This window comes from Nitrospirota bacterium (assembly GCA_016212215.1).
GTDB lineage: Bacteria > Nitrospirota > 9FT-COMBO-42-15 > HDB-SIOI813 > HDB-SIOI813 > JACRGV01.
On sequence record JACRGV010000108.1, the window covers coordinates 1 to 14,878 of the forward strand.

Annotated in this window: 20 protein-coding genes; 8 read left to right on the top strand and 12 right to left on the bottom strand. The window is 41.4% G+C overall.

Annotated elements, in window-relative coordinates; genetic code table 11:
- Positions 1–651: 651 nt before the first annotated feature.
- The gene (locus HZA08_09780; protein ID MBI5193714.1) at positions 652–1,008 is read right to left on the bottom strand and encodes a cupin domain-containing protein; all 357 of its coding nucleotides are present in this window, start codon (positions 1,006–1,008) and stop codon (positions 652–654) included.
- Between the two features lie 79 nt (positions 1,009–1,087).
- Between HZA08_09780 and HZA08_09785 the strand changes: the two genes are divergently transcribed.
- From HZA08_09785 to HZA08_09800, 4 genes are all read left to right on the top strand, one after another.
- Positions 1,088–1,240 carry a hypothetical protein gene (locus tag HZA08_09785; GenBank protein ID MBI5193715.1) on the top strand — a complete coding sequence of 51 codons (153 nt, stop codon included), beginning with the start codon at positions 1,088–1,090 and terminating at the stop codon, positions 1,238–1,240.
- Positions 1,241–1,616: 376 nt separating this feature from the next.
- Positions 1,617–1,799, top strand: coding sequence for a type II toxin-antitoxin system HicB family antitoxin (locus tag HZA08_09790; GenBank protein ID MBI5193716.1), 183 nt, complete (start codon positions 1,617–1,619; stop codon positions 1,797–1,799).
- A 17-nt stretch (positions 1,800–1,816) separates the two neighbouring features.
- Positions 1,817–2,023: a type II toxin-antitoxin system HicA family toxin gene (locus HZA08_09795; GenBank protein ID MBI5193717.1), complete on the top strand. Its 207-nt coding sequence runs from the start codon at positions 1,817–1,819 to the stop codon at positions 2,021–2,023.
- A 470-nt stretch (positions 2,024–2,493) separates the two neighbouring features.
- A complete protein-coding gene (locus HZA08_09800) occupies positions 2,494–2,763 on the top strand; it encodes a hypothetical protein (protein MBI5193718.1) in 270 nt (89 codons plus the stop codon).
- Positions 2,764–2,916: 153 nt separating this feature from the next.
- On the opposite strand, the gene HZA08_09805 is transcribed toward HZA08_09800, so the two are convergent.
- The 9 genes from HZA08_09805 to HZA08_09845 form a co-directional block, all read right to left on the bottom strand.
- Positions 2,917–3,066 carry a hypothetical protein gene (locus HZA08_09805; protein ID MBI5193719.1) on the bottom strand — a complete coding sequence of 50 codons (150 nt, stop codon included), beginning with the start codon at positions 3,064–3,066 and terminating at the stop codon, positions 2,917–2,919.
- Between the two features lie 6 nt (positions 3,067–3,072).
- A complete protein-coding gene (locus HZA08_09810) occupies positions 3,073–3,423 on the bottom strand; it encodes a hypothetical protein (protein MBI5193720.1) in 351 nt (116 codons plus the stop codon).
- Positions 3,424–3,624, bottom strand: coding sequence for a hypothetical protein (locus HZA08_09815; GenBank protein ID MBI5193721.1), 201 nt, complete (start codon positions 3,622–3,624; stop codon positions 3,424–3,426).
- A 544-nt stretch (positions 3,625–4,168) separates the two neighbouring features.
- Positions 4,169–4,960: an ABC transporter permease gene (locus tag HZA08_09820; protein ID MBI5193722.1), complete on the bottom strand. Its 792-nt coding sequence runs from the start codon at positions 4,958–4,960 to the stop codon at positions 4,169–4,171.
- The gene (locus HZA08_09825; GenBank protein MBI5193723.1) at positions 4,957–5,691 is read right to left on the bottom strand and encodes an ABC transporter ATP-binding protein; all 735 of its coding nucleotides are present in this window, start codon (positions 5,689–5,691) and stop codon (positions 4,957–4,959) included. Before HZA08_09825 ends, HZA08_09820 begins: the two co-directional genes overlap by 4 nt.
- Positions 5,681–7,543 carry a hypothetical protein gene (locus HZA08_09830; protein ID MBI5193724.1) on the bottom strand — a complete coding sequence of 621 codons (1,863 nt, stop codon included), beginning with the start codon at positions 7,541–7,543 and terminating at the stop codon, positions 5,681–5,683. Before HZA08_09830 ends, HZA08_09825 begins: the two co-directional genes overlap by 11 nt.
- 15 nt (positions 7,544–7,558) lie before the next feature.
- Positions 7,559–8,107 (bottom strand): diheme cytochrome c, encoded by a 549-nt coding sequence (locus tag HZA08_09835; GenBank protein MBI5193725.1) that lies wholly within the window; start codon positions 8,105–8,107, stop codon positions 7,559–7,561.
- Positions 8,108–8,152: 45 nt separating this feature from the next.
- Positions 8,153–8,500, bottom strand: coding sequence for a DUF1924 domain-containing protein (locus HZA08_09840; protein ID MBI5193726.1), 348 nt, complete (start codon positions 8,498–8,500; stop codon positions 8,153–8,155).
- Positions 8,501–8,624: 124 nt separating this feature from the next.
- A complete protein-coding gene (locus HZA08_09845) occupies positions 8,625–9,782 on the bottom strand; it encodes a cytochrome b/b6 domain-containing protein (GenBank protein MBI5193727.1) in 1,158 nt (385 codons plus the stop codon).
- Positions 9,783–10,008: 226 nt separating this feature from the next.
- Here HZA08_09845 and HZA08_09850 point away from each other — a divergent pair, with 226 nt between their 5' ends.
- The 4 genes from HZA08_09850 (at position 10,009) to HZA08_09865 (ending at position 13,874) form a co-directional block, all read left to right on the top strand.
- Positions 10,009–11,130 carry a hypothetical protein gene (locus HZA08_09850; GenBank protein ID MBI5193728.1) on the top strand — a complete coding sequence of 374 codons (1,122 nt, stop codon included), beginning with the start codon at positions 10,009–10,011 and terminating at the stop codon, positions 11,128–11,130.
- A gap of 12 nt (positions 11,131–11,142) precedes the next feature.
- On the top strand, positions 11,143–11,574 hold the full coding sequence (locus HZA08_09855; protein ID MBI5193729.1) for a hypothetical protein: 432 nt from the start codon (positions 11,143–11,145) through the stop codon (positions 11,572–11,574).
- 66 nt (positions 11,575–11,640) lie between these two features.
- A complete protein-coding gene (locus HZA08_09860) occupies positions 11,641–13,293 on the top strand; it encodes a HAMP domain-containing protein (protein MBI5193730.1) in 1,653 nt (550 codons plus the stop codon).
- Between the two features lie 368 nt (positions 13,294–13,661).
- Complete coding sequence (locus HZA08_09865) at positions 13,662–13,874, top strand: DUF2283 domain-containing protein (protein MBI5193731.1); 213 nt, start codon at positions 13,662–13,664, stop codon at positions 13,872–13,874.
- Here the strand turns inward: HZA08_09865 and HZA08_09870 are convergent, their stop codons facing one another.
- Positions 13,875–14,099: a hypothetical protein gene (locus tag HZA08_09870; GenBank protein ID MBI5193732.1), complete on the bottom strand. Its 225-nt coding sequence runs from the start codon at positions 14,097–14,099 to the stop codon at positions 13,875–13,877. It abuts the gene before it with no gap.
- Positions 14,100–14,310: 211 nt separating this feature from the next.
- Positions 14,311–14,688, bottom strand: a complete 378-nt coding sequence (locus tag HZA08_09875) for an endonuclease domain-containing protein (protein MBI5193733.1) — start codon at positions 14,686–14,688, stop codon at positions 14,311–14,313.
- Positions 14,689–14,878: the final 190 nt, after the last annotated feature.

A 14,878-nucleotide genomic window follows, 5' to 3' on the forward strand; every position in this document is an offset into this window, starting at 1 on the left:
GTCAGGTTTGAGTGCGCCCGATTGAGCAAACCCGAAGGCGTAGTTGAATCTACGCTGAGGGGTTGCGATTGAGGAGCACACAAAGATGGCCGGAAGATGAGATGCATAAATGTATAGGTTATTTTATGACAGACCCTTAGGTATGGTAAAGGTTATATCGTGGTAAGGAACAGGTTTTGCCGGAAAAGATTGATGATTACTGGATAGAATTCTCATCAGATAATCCCTGGATTAAACGGCTCTCAAGTGAATACTTAGATGCATCTATTCTCATTTATTTAACTACAACATATTCCGCAAAGGAGTGAGGTTCAGGAATTGGCAGATTATCTTCCTGAAGTCCATGAACATGTAATTCAATGGCATCAAGCTTATTTTGCTCTACCGTTTCGCGTGTGGGTAAGCCCTCCCTTTAATCCTTCTCTAATCTTCAATCCCTATAATTAATCTCATAAGACAGATTAACCCCAACTAAATTATAAGGAGGATTAGACAATGAAGGCAGAAAACGCAAAGGCAATAGCATTCTGGACAAGCATCATACTCGGACAGGGTGTCGTAGCAATGGTAGCATCCTATTTCATAGCCTGATACTAAGACGCTTCAGTCTACTGCATATATGCCCGTATGGATTCATTCCAGACGGGCTTTTTATTTTTCAGCCGATTCGTAACCGGCATTTTTAGGTGCAACAACAGAGATAAATATAAAAGGCTCTGAGCCGGTGTTCATTGCTCCATGTACCTGTCCCGGTTCGGCAATTGCAATTTCTCCTGATTTAAGGTGTGCCGACAACCCCACTCCCTGATAATACTCTGCTGTACCTGAAATAACCGTCCATATATCCTGTCCGTGTGGATGGACATGTGCAGATATTTCCTGCCCAGGGCCGACATGCCAGACTATAACCAATGATTCCTCGGTCTCCTGTATTACTGACCGGATTGGTTTATCAATTGACGGACGGGTAAATTCCGCAATAGAGAATATCCTTCTTTCTTTTGCCATAGGCTTCCTCCGTTATATTATGATCAAGGTTTACAACAGCATACTGCCTAAGAATGCCTGATGTCAAAAGATGCAGGCAATGCGAATTCTGATCCAGATTAAGTCAGGCAAGCGCGCTGAGATAATCAGCTATATATTTGGAGAAATTTTCAAAATCAGCAAGGTCTTTTTGAAGGCAGTAGAGAAGGGGGTAAAAAATGAATGTCCCTCATCAGGTTATATATTCAGATGATGAGGGACGGAGCAGGATTTCAGACAGACCGCATAAAGCGGGTCATTGGATTACTGGGGATTACTGGGTATTACTGGGTATTACAGTAAAAACTGTCCGCCGGTTAACATAGCGACTGCTAAAACCAGTGTAATTACTGCGTGGGCGATAAAAGCCTTCTTTTCATCTCTTTCCATTGTATTTTTTCCTCCTTTCGTTTTTCTTTCTTATTGGTTAGTACCTTATTTATTTTCTTTATGAATAAATTATATCTATTATGGATTAAGGGGGAATTAAAGGTCAGTGTTAGTTGACAGTAAGATTTCATATTGCTATTCTAACCTCGATAAATCAAGGTAAGAAGGAATACTGTAGACGGCAAGGGAGGTGATTTAATATGAAGCTCAAGGTAGTCGTACACAACGCAGAAGAAGGAGGATTTTGGGCCGAGGTTCCTTCTATCCCCGGATGTCATACTCAAGGAGATACATGGGACGAGTTACTTCAGAATATTTATGAAGCAATAGAGGCATGTTTATCAGTTGACTTAGAAAACATTGAACTAAAGCCGGAAGACTGAGTAATGGAAATTGCTGTATGAAAAGCATATCAGGAAGGGATTTGTGCAAGATTCTGGAGAAAAAAGGCTGGCAATTGAAAAAGGTACACGGCAGTCATCATGTGTATATGATGACCGGCAGAAAAGAACGAATCAGTATCCCTGTTCTCGGGAATAAAGATTTAAAGATTGGGATGTTACGCTCTATAATGAAGATTGCTGAAATAAGTGAAAATGAATTGTAAGGCATTGCAGGCTCAGCGAAGGAACTTAAAAAAGAATAGTAGTGAGTAGTAGCATAGTTCTGTAATTACGCATAGACTTACTTACCTGCTCTGCAATTATTGTCTTTGACAAGGTGGTAACACCAGTTTTTGGTTGTAAACTTATAATTCAAGACCTGCAGTCTATCCTTTAACCTATTTGAAAGGAGATAAAAATTTATGGCACATAAGGTGTATAGTTGCATCGTAAAAGCTGTAAAAAGTGGGATTTTAAGAGAACCATTTACGAAAGATGATTTTAGAAATGCTTGTCCAAATTTTGGTGAAGAACCTATAATGCTTTTTTAGACAAACATCGGAGAGGTAACCCCGGGGAAAATTCTGTAATGTTTGAAAAGATATCAGCTGGAAAATTTTAACTAATTAGGCCATTTAAATATGGTTTATGATTTTTTGCGTTCGGCACGGCCTCAAACTGAAAGGAATATGCTATGAATAAAAAAATACTGAAATTAGTAATAATCATTGCACTAAGCTCTGCTTGTGGGGTGTTTGCTTTTGATAGTGTTAAGAATTACAAGTTGGATATACGTATTGCGGAGGTTGATGACCTACCCAAAATTGCAGGAGATATTGTTTCTGATGCATCATCAAACGTCATTGGAGCTAAGGGTGCATCTCAGATTTCACAAGTTATGGATGAGTCTCGTATCCAGATTGATTTAATCCAAGTTAAACAAAACCAAGAGATCATACGTTGAGAAAAATTGTTAGCGAAAAAAATAATGACAAAAGTACCACACCATAAAAGGTGCTCTACTCAGTAGGTATTCGGTTTCTCCCGTTGCGATTTTATAGTTAAATGACGAAACTGAAATTCTTCCAATATAATAAGGCACGTTGGAAAGTAATGATTACTGGTATTTCTCAAATATCGTATCCAGTGCCTTATAAGCCTGAGATAGAATAGCCTTTGAAATCCACAGGGATGTGTTGGCAAGTTTATTAATCGCAGATTTTGCTTCATCATAGCCAAGATGACCCATAGCAGCAGACCATAACACGATACCTCATGAGCCGTGTACTTCAATTCCTGATAAAGTGGCAAATATCCTTGCCTCTGTGTCATCAGTCAGAAACCATGTTGCCTTGATTTTTTTGGAGAGGATGATTGCTGCTGCTTCCCCTGAATCCATAAGGCCGGTGGTGGATAATAACTCTGCTTGAGAGGTTTCATCGTGTGATAATAGCTCAACAAATAACCAGTCGGGTCTTTTATTATCCCATTGTGGGTGTAGTCCCTTTAATTCAATGTCTACGATTTCAGGAATATAAATATTGCCAGCTTTATTGAGTAGTTCTAAGAGTCCTGCTTCCTGAAGATGTAGGATAGGGCCGGTATCGCTTACGATAGGGTTCATTTATTTTCCAGTTTTTGCCTTCAAAGCCCATTTAATATCTTCTTCCATGAACTGTTCCATCAGTTTTAAACTGTTGTGGCGGATAAACTCCTGCAAAGCCGTGCGGATGAGTTCTGCTTCATCCGTGAACCATCCGCTCTTAACATAACTTTCAACCTCTGCAACCAGTTTATCTGGAAGAGGGACATTTATTGTTTTCATATCTTTTACCTCCTCAAGTACTCTATGGCTATAATATAGCATAATTATAATATCTGCTACAATTTACATGGAAGCTATTGTCAAAAAGACACAGGAATAATAAAAATCTTGACTGGCACGCTAACACCTGTTGACGTTAAGACGTCAAAACTTCGGAGGGTAAAAAGGATGGGGGAAAAACTGACACTAACGATTGACGGAGATGTTTTATAACATCCTTGCTGAGGTACCAAGAAATATATCATTATCAGAAGTTGCCATCTTCTTGTTCAAGGCTCTTATTGCAGATGTAAAAGGGGGCGTGAACTATCGCAAAAGGAATTTGATGAGTGGATTGAAAGGGATCCCCAGTTAAAAGAGGTAAGTGAATATCTGAAAGAACACTTATGGCCTACAGACTGGAAGATTAAAGATAATGTAAATGACCTCAAGAAAAAGGCAAAAAAAAGAGAAAAAATAAATGATTGTTTATTAAAGGTTAAGTCCTGCGTCAACTACAAAGGCCGGCAAATCAGGGCAATGCCGCCACCCTCATTTTTCACCACTACTCCCCTATATGCAATAACAGCCCCCTAATCTTAACACTACGGAACATGGCGTAGAAGAACAGGATGGAACCTATCAGATAGACGGCGTCGAGGCCTGCGGCCCATATCAGTTCATGCACAGGGAATTCTCCGTGCATGATGACGGCCCGCATCCCTTCAAAGATATGGGCAGCGGGGACGAATTTTGCAATGGTCTGCAGGAACTTCGGGAGGACTGAGACCGGATAGAAGACTGCGGAAATGGGCTGAAATAGAAAGGCGATTCCCCATGCCAGTACCTCTGCCTTCTGGCCGTATCTCAGGATGAGAGAGGTTGTCAGGATGCCGACGGCCCATCCCATCAGGGTAAGGCACAGGATAAAGGGAACAAGCGAGATCCCGAGGGTAAAGAGATTGAATGAGTAAATGAGCCATGCGAGGGAGATAGTGACAATGGATGCAGAGAGGAGTTTCAGGATACTGATGACCATTGTGGCAATGATGAATTCACCCGGGCGGAGGGGGGAGACAAAAAGGTTCATCAGGTTCCTTGACCACATCTCCTCAAGGAATGAGATTGATATACCCTGCTGGGAGCGGAAGAGCATGTCCCACAGGATCAGGGCGCCGATGAAGAAGGTGACAAAACCCGGCAGACCGCCTTTATACTGCTCCAGATAGACAGAGATGAATCCCCACACCAGCAGGTCCAGAAGCGGCCAGTAGAAGGTCTCCATAAGACGTGCAATGCTTCTCTTATACAAATAAAGGTGTCGGAGGACTACGGCAAATATCCGATAGAAACTCATTCTCCCTCCCTCGCAATCTTCAGGAATAACGCCTCAAGGTGTTCCTCCTCATAGCGCCTCAGTATCTCTTCAGGCGTCCCCTCTGCAATAATCTTTCCACGGTTGAGGAAGATGATCCGGTCGCACATCTCCTCCATCTCTTTCATATTATGTGAGGTGTAGAAGATAGTCATTCCGTTCCTGTCCCGTCTCATCTTCAATATACCCCTTGTCCTGTCTGCAATATCCGGGTCGAGGCTGGCAGTGGGCTCATCAAGGAACAATACTGCAGGGTTGTTAAGAAATGTCTTTGCCAGAGAGAGGCGGGTCATCTGGCCGGATGACAGTGTTTCAGTAAGCTGATTTCTGAGGTTATAAATATCAAACAAATGCATTACCTCATCAATCTTTTCATGGTAATTCCTCACCCCGTAAAGGGCGGCAAAGACCCTGAGATTCTCATAGATGCTGAGGGCAGTCGGCATTGAGGTATAGGTCGAGGAAAAGTTGATTCTGCTCAGGATGTCCTGCCGGTTCTTATTAATATCAAGGCCGAATATCTTCACGCTGCCGGCGGTGGGAGTCAGGGTGCCCAGGAGCATCTGAAGGGTTGTAGTCTTGCCCGCGCCATTCGGGCCGAGGAGTCCTACTATCTCCCCTCGATAGAGGCAGAAAGAAATCTGGTCAACAGCAGCAAAGCCGTCAAAGACCTTTGTAAGATTCCTGACCTCGACTATGGGATCACTTTCCAAAAAACTTCTCCACCTCTTCAATACTGTATACAATATCCATGTCAGGAAGGGAATTTATAATGGTCTTGCGATATGAGCCTGTGACAAGGCGGCTGTCCAATATGGCTACCACTCCCCTGTCATCTGCACCCCTGATGAGTCTGCCGATGCCCTGTCTCAGCATAAGGATGGCGGATGGGAGGGCAAGGTCTGTAAACCACTTGTCTTTGAGCCTCCTGCACCGCTCATCATATACAGGGTCTCCCGGAGAACCGAACGGCATCTTTACTATTACAACAAGACTCAGCTTCTCACCCTTTATATCAATACCCTGCCAGAAGGTAGCAGTTGCCAGTAAAACAGAATCAGGGGTTTCTTTGAACCACTTTATCAATCTTGAAGGCGGCATGTCTCCCTGGGCCTTGACGGGATATTCTGTCTTGATATTCTTTGCTGTAAAATTGAGATGATGATACGAGGTAAAAAGTACGAGTGCCCTTCCCTTGGATGCATTGATAAGACCTTCAATAGTCTTCAGGGATTCCTGTTTAAATTTTTCATTGTTCCCCTTGTCCGGCGGCGGGAGTTTCTTATCAATATAGAGCATCGCCTGCTTCTTATAATCAAAAGGAGAACCGATTATCTCCTCTTCAAACTCAGTTATGCCGAGCCTTTTCTTCAGGTAATCAAAATTTCCTCCGGCAGTCAGAGTAGCTGATGTCATGATTATGCTGTTATAACAACTGACAAGCCCTGCAAATGGGCGGCCTGATTCAACGATATTGCTCTTCAACTCAAGATAATCCCTGTTCCATCCAAGATAATAAACCTTATCTTTATCATCCTGATCAATAAAATCGTCAATGTCGCGGCTGAGGGACTTTACATAATTTATGGTTGTCTCTGCCCTGTCATTCTCTTCTTCTTCAACAGCCGCATCCTTACAGTCCTTCAGTCTGCCTATTATCTTATTAAGGGACACCACTGTCCGGAATTCTTTCAGGGAGTTGATTAAGCCATCAGGTATAGGATGAATTGCCCCGGAAGCCTGCGAAACCTGAGAAGAAGTTCCATCTTCCCATTTTTTACTGCTCTTCTTAAAGAAGGTGTCTATCGGATCAAACAGGTGGTCAATGGCAATCTTAAAGCCCTTGAGACGATAGAAGAGCCATAGGAAACGTGACCTGCTTAAAGTAGTACCCAAAACATTGGAAATAACATTCTCAATCTGATGTGCCTCGTCAATGATCAACTGGTCATGAAACGGCAGTACATTGAATTCTGAAAGCATGTCGTACATGAGCAGATAGTGGTTTGTTATCAGTATGTCAACATTATGGAGTTGTCTGTAGTGCCTGTAATAGAAACAGTCGTTGTAGAAGGGACACTCCTTGCCGCTGCAATCATCCGAATCCCCTCCTACTTTAGACCAGAAATCCGGCACGAATGAGAGTTCATCCTTATCACCTGTGATTGTGTTGGATGCCCAGTCCCTGAACTTATCATATAACTCACCGCTAAATACAAACTCCCTGTCTCTTTTTATGCAGAGATAATTATTCTTCCCCTTTAAGATGCCGAACGAAAATTCCTGAGGGAGAATATTCTTTAAGGTAACAAGGTCCTTGTTCACAAGCTGGTCCTGCAGGGCTATAGAGGCTGTGGATACAACAGTCTTTTCCTTTGACAGGATTGCAGGAATAAGATAGCCGAAGGACTTCCCTACTCCGGTTCCCGCCTCGATAAGAAGGCTCTCTTTGTTCTTGAGGCAATCATAGACATAGCCGGCCATCTCAACCTGCTGAGGTCTGGTTTCATAGCCGGGGAATTCCTGCTCTAATATATTGAGATACGAAGTAAGGATACTGCTCATTTGGCTGACAGTTTATTATTTTGGTATCCTGACACGGTCTTCTTCAAAATCTCCATTTGCACCTCCGGGATGACATGCACCGCAGTTTGAGAAACTGCCGACTGAGGGCCGTTTGAATAACTCAGTCCGGATATTACGATGTCTTAATGTAATATATGGTATCTCTGTTATCCTCGCCGGTGTTCCTGAGCCGATACTTTTCAGAATCCTTTTAGACCATTCAGTGTTTACATTCTCAGCAGAGTACTTGGTCAGGTACGAAAGTATCTCCTCCCTGTCCTTATCCTCAAGAGAAAGGTTTTCCCCAAAATGCTTGTCATTGTTTTTTATTATCTCCTGCCATGAACGTGAAGGAAGAAGACCGGGAAGATACAGGAAATGACAGGATGAACATTCCTGTTTATATAAAGGGCTTCCGGGAACATTATAAGCCCCCTCCCTCTCATAACGTTCTCCCCGTTCATGCCTTTCTCCTCTTTCATCTGCTGCATAGACCTTACTCACTGTTATCATGCCTGATAAAAAGAAGCATCCTGCTGCTATTGAGATTATAATTTTTTTCATTCTCATATTTGTCTCCTTTCGGGTTTGATTGAAATCACCCACTGATTATAATGACATCATATATGTTACAAAATCTCCCTTCTCTTTTGGAGTACATTCCCTCTCCAAAACCCATTCACAGTTTCTCTTAAACCATTTCTCTACCTTCTTAGGATCAGTAAAGCGTTCCTTGTTTACTGATACGGCCATCGGCTCTATAACCTTGCCGACCTGTGTCTTCCCCTGATTTGCAGGATTGGCAGTGTGGCAGGTAGTGCATGACCTCTCTTCTTTCTTAACAGAGGGCATCCTCTTGGAATTAAAAAGTTTCCTGCCGTCTTCTGCACTGAATCCTTTTATCCCTGAATCCTGTTTATGTGCCCCCGTAAGGAATGTGTCCATTAGAGACTTCATCTGGGGATTAAGATTCTGGGCTGCATATAGAACCTCAGCAATTAAAAAAATAAGACCAAGTGAAAAAATCATGACATAGAATCTTTTTCGCATTATTACTTCTCCTTAATATTTTTCCGTTTAATTATTCCGGTATCTTGATATCCTCATCCTCAAAAGAGCCGACCTCTGCCCCCGGATGACATGCAATACAGTTACTCTTACTCATAATTGCCTTCCTTTTATATACATCTTCACCAATACCGTTATGTTTATATTTCCAGTATGGTACATCAGTCACCTTATCAGGGACTTCATTTGCATGGATAGAATATAGCATTTTTTTAGAAGATTCTGTAGTGGAGTGTTCTGCTGAAGATTTCAGCAGAAAATTAAGTATCTCTTTACGGCTATTTTCATCAAGCGTCACATTATCCCCGTAGTGGTCAGCTTGCCTGGATAAAATCTTTTCCCATGACCTTGCGGGGAGCAGTGACGGATAGAAGGCACTGTGACAGGAAGATGCACATTCATCCTTCCATGTATTATTAATTTCTACGGAAACGGCAAACCCCTTTTCATCAATAACCTTAGGCGGCTTCATCTTTGAGAAATCCGTTCCACCCTGAGGCGGCAGATATACTAATCCGATTCCGCCGAGTATCGTGACTAATATCAATACGAGAAGCCTTGCTAATGACCGGCCTTCACCATAATGAAAATGCGATACCCTTTCACTCCATGATTCATTATCCTCTTTTGTGCCTGTTATCATGGAGAGGATTATATTTTCCCGCAAGATAAAATCATGGAAAAGCGCTGCACATATATGACCCACTATCATAACCACCATTCCATAAGCCAGATATATGTGGATTGACCTGGCATACTCAGCAGTTTGAAAAATAAATACCCCGGCCCACAAACCCCTGTTTTCTTCACCACTGAATACAATAATACCGGTTGTGGTTATGACGGCAGTTGCAAGGAGCATGAACATCACAGCCCAGCCCACTGCGGGATTATGCCCTAAATGCCTCGGTGGATTTAATTTTATAGTTTCCTTCAGAAATGTCTTAACCTCTCTCCACCCTTTAATAAACCCTGAAAATCTTGCATAACGATTTCCCGCAAAGCCCCAGAGGATACGGAAGATAACGAGACCAAGCGCTGTATAACCGGCTGCGGTATGGTATTCAAGAAGCCACTCACTATAGGAGGTATAAAATACACCGGCATAAGCCAATACAAGAAGCCAGTGAAAAAGACGTGTAGGTAAATCCCAAACCCTGATATTTTTCATGCCGGGGAAATTATATCATACATTAGAATGCCATTGTACTCAACCTTGGCGCATTAGTCGAACGAGAAGATGAATATGTGATTACGCAGTAAATTGATACCGCAATTCTGGTATTTTTAATGAAATCAAGCAGATTTGGGGGAAATTCTTAAAGTTATTTTTTGATTAATACGATGCTATTCACGTTAATTTGATTTTGGATTTAATTATTAAGGAGGAATTAATTATGATGAAGAGATTTGTAGGATTCTTAGTGCTGATGGCTGCTTTTATTCCCGTAACTGTAAATTCGGTTTATGGTTTTGAACTCAATGGATTTGCAGACATGACTTATCAAGCCTCATCTTCTGATAAGGCAGGTGATACCATGAAAAATGGATCGTTTATGATGGGTGGCGTTGATTTTTTTGCAGCACATAATCTATCTGACAGACTGGATGTCCTGTCAGAAGTGGTATTTGAGGCCCCCGGTGGTGATATGATAGTTGATGTCGAGCGGATAGAGGTTGGATATGCCTTTAGTGATTCATTGTCCCTTCGTATAGGCAGATTTCATACACCTGTAGGTTATTATGCGAATATTTATCATCACGGCCGTCAACTTGATTCCCCCATTCTAAGGCCTCAGGTGCTGGAATTTGAAGATGGCGGCGGCCTTGTTCCAGGGCATCAGGTTGGGTTATGGGCGAGGGGAAATATAAACAACACCATTGGTACATTAAAATATAATTTAGCCGTTAGTAACGGGCATAAGTTTGCTGACCGCGATCCGGAGCTTAAGATTGCTATGACATCTGATGACAACTCAAATAAAACATTAATAGGAAGCTTGACCCTTGAGCCAAAATTATTGAATGGCGCCGGTTTTGGAATTTCATATCTCTCACACGAACTTAACCGCTATGCAAGCTGTTCTGCAGTAGTAGCATCGGATAATGTAACTGTTCAGGCAGATTGCAATGCTGCCGTATCCTTAGACCAGCAGATAGTGGGATATAATATGTATTATGATACCCCACCGGTTCAGTTCATAGCAGAGTATTACTCTTTGAAAGATAAAGATAGCCTTGTGAACCCGGCAAAAGAATATACATCAAATGGATATTTTGTTCAGGCGGCGTACGATTATAATGAAAAATACCGCCCATACATTCGTTATGAAGAATTAAATCCTGATGCTAAAGACCCTTTTACTACAGTATTAGAATTAGAAGATCTCAAGAGAACTACTTTGGGTATAAGATATTCCCTTACAGCGGAAAGTTCTATTAAGATAGAGGGTATGAGTGAAACAAAGGATAATAATACATATACAGTATACGGATTTCAGTGGGCATTTACCTTTTAAAGGAGAACAAATATGAAAAAGCTTCTTTTTGCAATCTTGGCGGTATTATTCTTAAGCAGTTATATTCAGGCAGGTGAGGGGAAAATAGCGATTATCGTTAATGCAAATTCACCATTAGGAAATAACATATCTATGGATAAGGTCAGGGATATTTATACAGGGAAGATAAAATTTGAAGGAAAAACAAAGATACAACCTGCAAATCAGAAAGATAAAGGGCTATTTGATGAATATCTTGGAAAGTTTGTAGGCATGGATGCTAATGCCTATAAAAATCACTGGGTAAAAAAGGTCTTTGCTGAAGGCGGGTCTGCCCCTCAGATTGTGGGTTCGTCAAAGGACATGATTAAATATGTCTCAGAAAATGATGGAGGCATCGGCTATGTCTGGGAAGGTGATTTAAGCGGCAATGAAGGTGGAATTAAGAAGATTTCAGCACGTTGAGGCAGGCTTTATAAAGGTTTGCTAAAAGAGTAGTACTTATAAAATAGGTTTATAAAGAGGTATATTATGAAAAAGCTGCAGGATTTGCCTATAGGAAAAAAATGTGGACTGATCGTTTTAGCAAGTATTGTTGCAGTAAGTTTAGCACTTATTGTTTACAATGCTATATCTTTCAATAAGGGTGTTAACAGAGAATTTAAAGAGAGGATAGTGGACCTTGGAGAGAATCTATCCGATGTAATCGCAGGACCGCTTTCAGTCGCCCTATCCTTTGGAGATGAGTTTACTCCGGAGATTATTTCTACATTAAATATGCCATTAGATGCAATGATTGCAAGGAAGGATATTGTCTATGTTTTCTTGATCCATAATGGAAAAGTAGTTACTCAGGCAAATCGTTTTGGAGATAAAGACTTCCTGCTTCCGGAGGGTAGAGAAACAGGAAAATTATTCGGTAAATATTCTGAGCGGGAGGTAAGCACTAAGGAAGGGGCAGGATATGAGATACGGATTCCTGTGAAGCAGGCTGCAAACAAATCTAATCCTGATGGGGGTAATGTATCCAGTGATAAAGCCGGTTCAGCGTCTGCTTTAGGTGAAGTTGCCCTTGGATTTGATAAGTCCACTGTAAATAAGACAATCCGCAGGGCATTGTTGTTTTCGATATTTATTACTATAGTTGTTGCCCTGATTCTTACATTTATTGTTATGCTTATAATATCCAGAATGATTGTCAAACCTATCCAGGAGACATTGGAGATGGCAGAAAATATTGCAGAGGGGAATCTCTCAGTTCATGAGCTCGAGATAAAGACAGAGGATGAGGTTGGAACCCTCGGCAAATCTCTGAACAGAATGAGAAACAATTTAAGGGAGACGATAGGAAAGGTGAAGGAGAGTGCAGGTGAGGTTGCAATCGCTTCAGATGACATTTTTAATCTTACCAATTCTTCAAGTTCCGGTGCAGAGAAACAGACATCACAGATTACACATGTCGTTACCGCAGTGGGAGAGATGTCGTCAACAGTTTTAGAAGTTGCAAAAAATTCTGCTGACGCCTCTGGTTCAGCATCAAGGGCAAAGGAATCAGCAGTTGCAGGCAGCAAGGTTGTCCAATCGAGTTTAGAGAGTATGATTAGAATTGCAAATTCTGTGGAGATCTCTGCAAAAACGATTAAAGAACTTGGCAAGACCTCCACTCATATAGGGGAGATTGTAGCTGTTATTGATGACATAGCAGACCAGACAAATCTGCTTGCATTGAATGCAGCTATTGAGGCGGCCCGTGCAGGAGAACAGGGGATGGGGTTTGCTGTTGTATCTAATGAGGTAAAGAAACTTGCTGAAAGGACAACACAGGCAACGAAAGAGATTGCTGATAGAATAAGCAAGATACAGAAAGATACATTGGATGCTGTGTCAGCAATGGATGAGTGGAATAAAGAGGTTAAGGAGGGTGTAGAGTTTTCAAGCAGTGCAGGTGAATCTTTAAAGCAGATAGTTTCTCTGGTTCAGAATGTTACGGATATGATAGCTCAGATAGCAACAGCTACAGAGGAACAGTCTGCAGCCACTGAGGAAATCAGCTCAAATATAGAGGATATAGCAAGAGTAAGCAGGGATACAGCAAGTGGTGCAACTCAAGCTTCAGGATCAGCAAAGCATTTAAAAGAACAGGCTAATAATCTTCATAGTCTTGTAGAACAGTTTAAGCTGTGAAATGGTAGATGTTTTGGTGAGTTGGAATTTCAAACATATTGTGAATTTGAACCGCATACATTTGTTGAACGCTGTAAATCTACCATTAGGATATCCCAATTAATTCTCTCTCATTTAATTTCGGATTTGCCCGCTTGATTGCTTTTCTTGAAAGCTGAATGATGCTCTGAGAAAACGATATACGGTATAATACCCGGCTTCAATCCTATTTGAAAGTATCTTCGTATTTCACTGAAGATAGCTTTATCAATAGATTTACAAACAAATCTTGATTTGCTATCGTATCAATACCATTATTTGTAGAGGAAGATACCGAAATTGTTGTAATTACAGTCTATGCATATTTCTTTTAAGAGAAGGAGGTTGATATGAGGATAACATACGATTCAGAAGTGGATGCATTGTATATTCGTTTTATAGAAACAACAGTAACAACAAATCATGTTGCAGAAGGCATTGCAGTTGACTACGATGCGGATGGAAAGATTGCAGGTATCGAAATTCTTGATGCTGTAAAACGATTCGGCAGTAAGGACGTTTTTAAAAAAGTGACACTTGAAGATTTGACTTTACACACATAATTAAGGAATTGTCACTTTGCCCCTCTCAGCAACTCCCCCAGTTTTCTTATCTCCTCGCCATATAGTGCCCAGTCGCCGCGGCGTTGGGCTTCGAGGGCGCGGTTGTAATGGTCTCTGGCCTGCCTCTTGGCCTATCTTTGCTACTACCGGCTCTTTGCTGACAGTTCCGGCTGTTTCTTTTTCTGTAGTGACCCTGCCGCCGAACACTGATAAAAATTTTTGCATAAGTCTGGATAACGGGGTCTTCTTTGTCGGCGATATAAAACTTCATGTTAGTTAAAAATTAAAACCGGACTCCTTAAAAATTAAAACCGGACTTTTTTAATTTAGGGTCTTCTCCAAAGTGAGTGGGTGATTTATGTCTCATTTAACATTCAAGTTATTATTTTTAGACGGAGATACGCCTAATCCCAAAACCCGTAATGAAACACTGTTTTTATTTCCCCTCCCTTGACGGGAGGGGATTAAGGGGAGGGTGATATAAACAGTTCTCCCTTATTGCCGCTAAAACTTCATTTGTATTTTGTAAGACCTCATTATTCCAGAACCTTATAATCTTAAACCCAAATAGTTGAAGGTATGCCTCCCTTTCTATATCCTTATTCTTTTCTACCGCATGCTGTCCGCCATCCACTTCAATAATAATGCGGTTTTCAAAGCATACAAAATCAACTATGTACTTATCTATGGGCTGTTGCCTCCTGAATTTTAATCCTGCTATCTGTTTCATCCTCAAGTGACTCCATAGCAATTGTTCCGCATCTGTAGGTCTTTTCCTGAGGGCTTTCCCCAATGTTGTTACCTTATCCCCCATAGAATCACCCCCACCCTAACCCCCCCGTCAAGGGGAAGGGAATATTATTTAACTCCAAATATCCCCTTAATTATGGCTCTTGGACGAAATCAGGGAAACTTGTATTTGTTCAATAATAGCCGTTTCTTTGCCATTTCATTATCATGACAGATTTCTTATACCTGTAAAATACCATCTCATCCTTATCTCA

What these genes read in the sequence shown, in the direction of transcription:
- HZA08_09780 (MBI5193714.1), bottom strand. Translation starts at nt 1,008, where the DNA reads ATGGCAAAAGAAAGAAGGATATTCTCTATTGCGGAATTTACCCGTCCG.
- HZA08_09785 (MBI5193715.1), top strand. Translation starts at nt 1,088, where the DNA reads ATGCGAATTCTGATCCAGATTAAGTCAGGCAAGCGCGCTGAGATAATC.
- HZA08_09790 (MBI5193716.1), top strand. Translation starts at nt 1,617, where the DNA reads ATGAAGCTCAAGGTAGTCGTACACAACGCAGAAGAAGGAGGATTTTGG.
- HZA08_09795 (MBI5193717.1), top strand. Translation starts at nt 1,817, where the DNA reads ATGAAAAGCATATCAGGAAGGGATTTGTGCAAGATTCTGGAGAAAAAA.
- HZA08_09800 (MBI5193718.1), top strand. Translation starts at nt 2,494, where the DNA reads ATGAATAAAAAAATACTGAAATTAGTAATAATCATTGCACTAAGCTCT.
- HZA08_09810 (MBI5193720.1), bottom strand. Translation starts at nt 3,423, where the DNA reads ATGAACCCTATCGTAAGCGATACCGGCCCTATCCTACATCTTCAGGAA.
- HZA08_09815 (MBI5193721.1), bottom strand. Translation starts at nt 3,624, where the DNA reads ATGAAAACAATAAATGTCCCTCTTCCAGATAAACTGGTTGCAGAGGTT.
- HZA08_09820 (MBI5193722.1), bottom strand. Translation starts at nt 4,960, where the DNA reads ATGAGTTTCTATCGGATATTTGCCGTAGTCCTCCGACACCTTTATTTG.
- HZA08_09830 (MBI5193724.1), bottom strand. Translation starts at nt 7,543, where the DNA reads ATGAGCAGTATCCTTACTTCGTATCTCAATATATTAGAGCAGGAATTC.
- HZA08_09835 (MBI5193725.1), bottom strand. Translation starts at nt 8,107, where the DNA reads ATGAAAAAAATTATAATCTCAATAGCAGCAGGATGCTTCTTTTTATCA.
- HZA08_09840 (MBI5193726.1), bottom strand. Translation starts at nt 8,500, where the DNA reads ATGAAGTCTCTAATGGACACATTCCTTACGGGGGCACATAAACAGGAT.
- HZA08_09845 (MBI5193727.1), bottom strand. Translation starts at nt 9,782, where the DNA reads ATGAAAAATATCAGGGTTTGGGATTTACCTACACGTCTTTTTCACTGG.
- HZA08_09850 (MBI5193728.1), top strand. Translation starts at nt 10,009, where the DNA reads ATGATGAAGAGATTTGTAGGATTCTTAGTGCTGATGGCTGCTTTTATT.
- HZA08_09855 (MBI5193729.1), top strand. Translation starts at nt 11,143, where the DNA reads ATGAAAAAGCTTCTTTTTGCAATCTTGGCGGTATTATTCTTAAGCAGT.
- HZA08_09860 (MBI5193730.1), top strand. Translation starts at nt 11,641, where the DNA reads ATGAAAAAGCTGCAGGATTTGCCTATAGGAAAAAAATGTGGACTGATC.
- HZA08_09865 (MBI5193731.1), top strand. Translation starts at nt 13,662, where the DNA reads ATGAGGATAACATACGATTCAGAAGTGGATGCATTGTATATTCGTTTT.
- HZA08_09870 (MBI5193732.1), bottom strand. Translation starts at nt 14,099, where the DNA reads ATGCAAAAATTTTTATCAGTGTTCGGCGGCAGGGTCACTACAGAAAAA.
- HZA08_09875 (MBI5193733.1), bottom strand. Translation starts at nt 14,688, where the DNA reads ATGGGGGATAAGGTAACAACATTGGGGAAAGCCCTCAGGAAAAGACCT.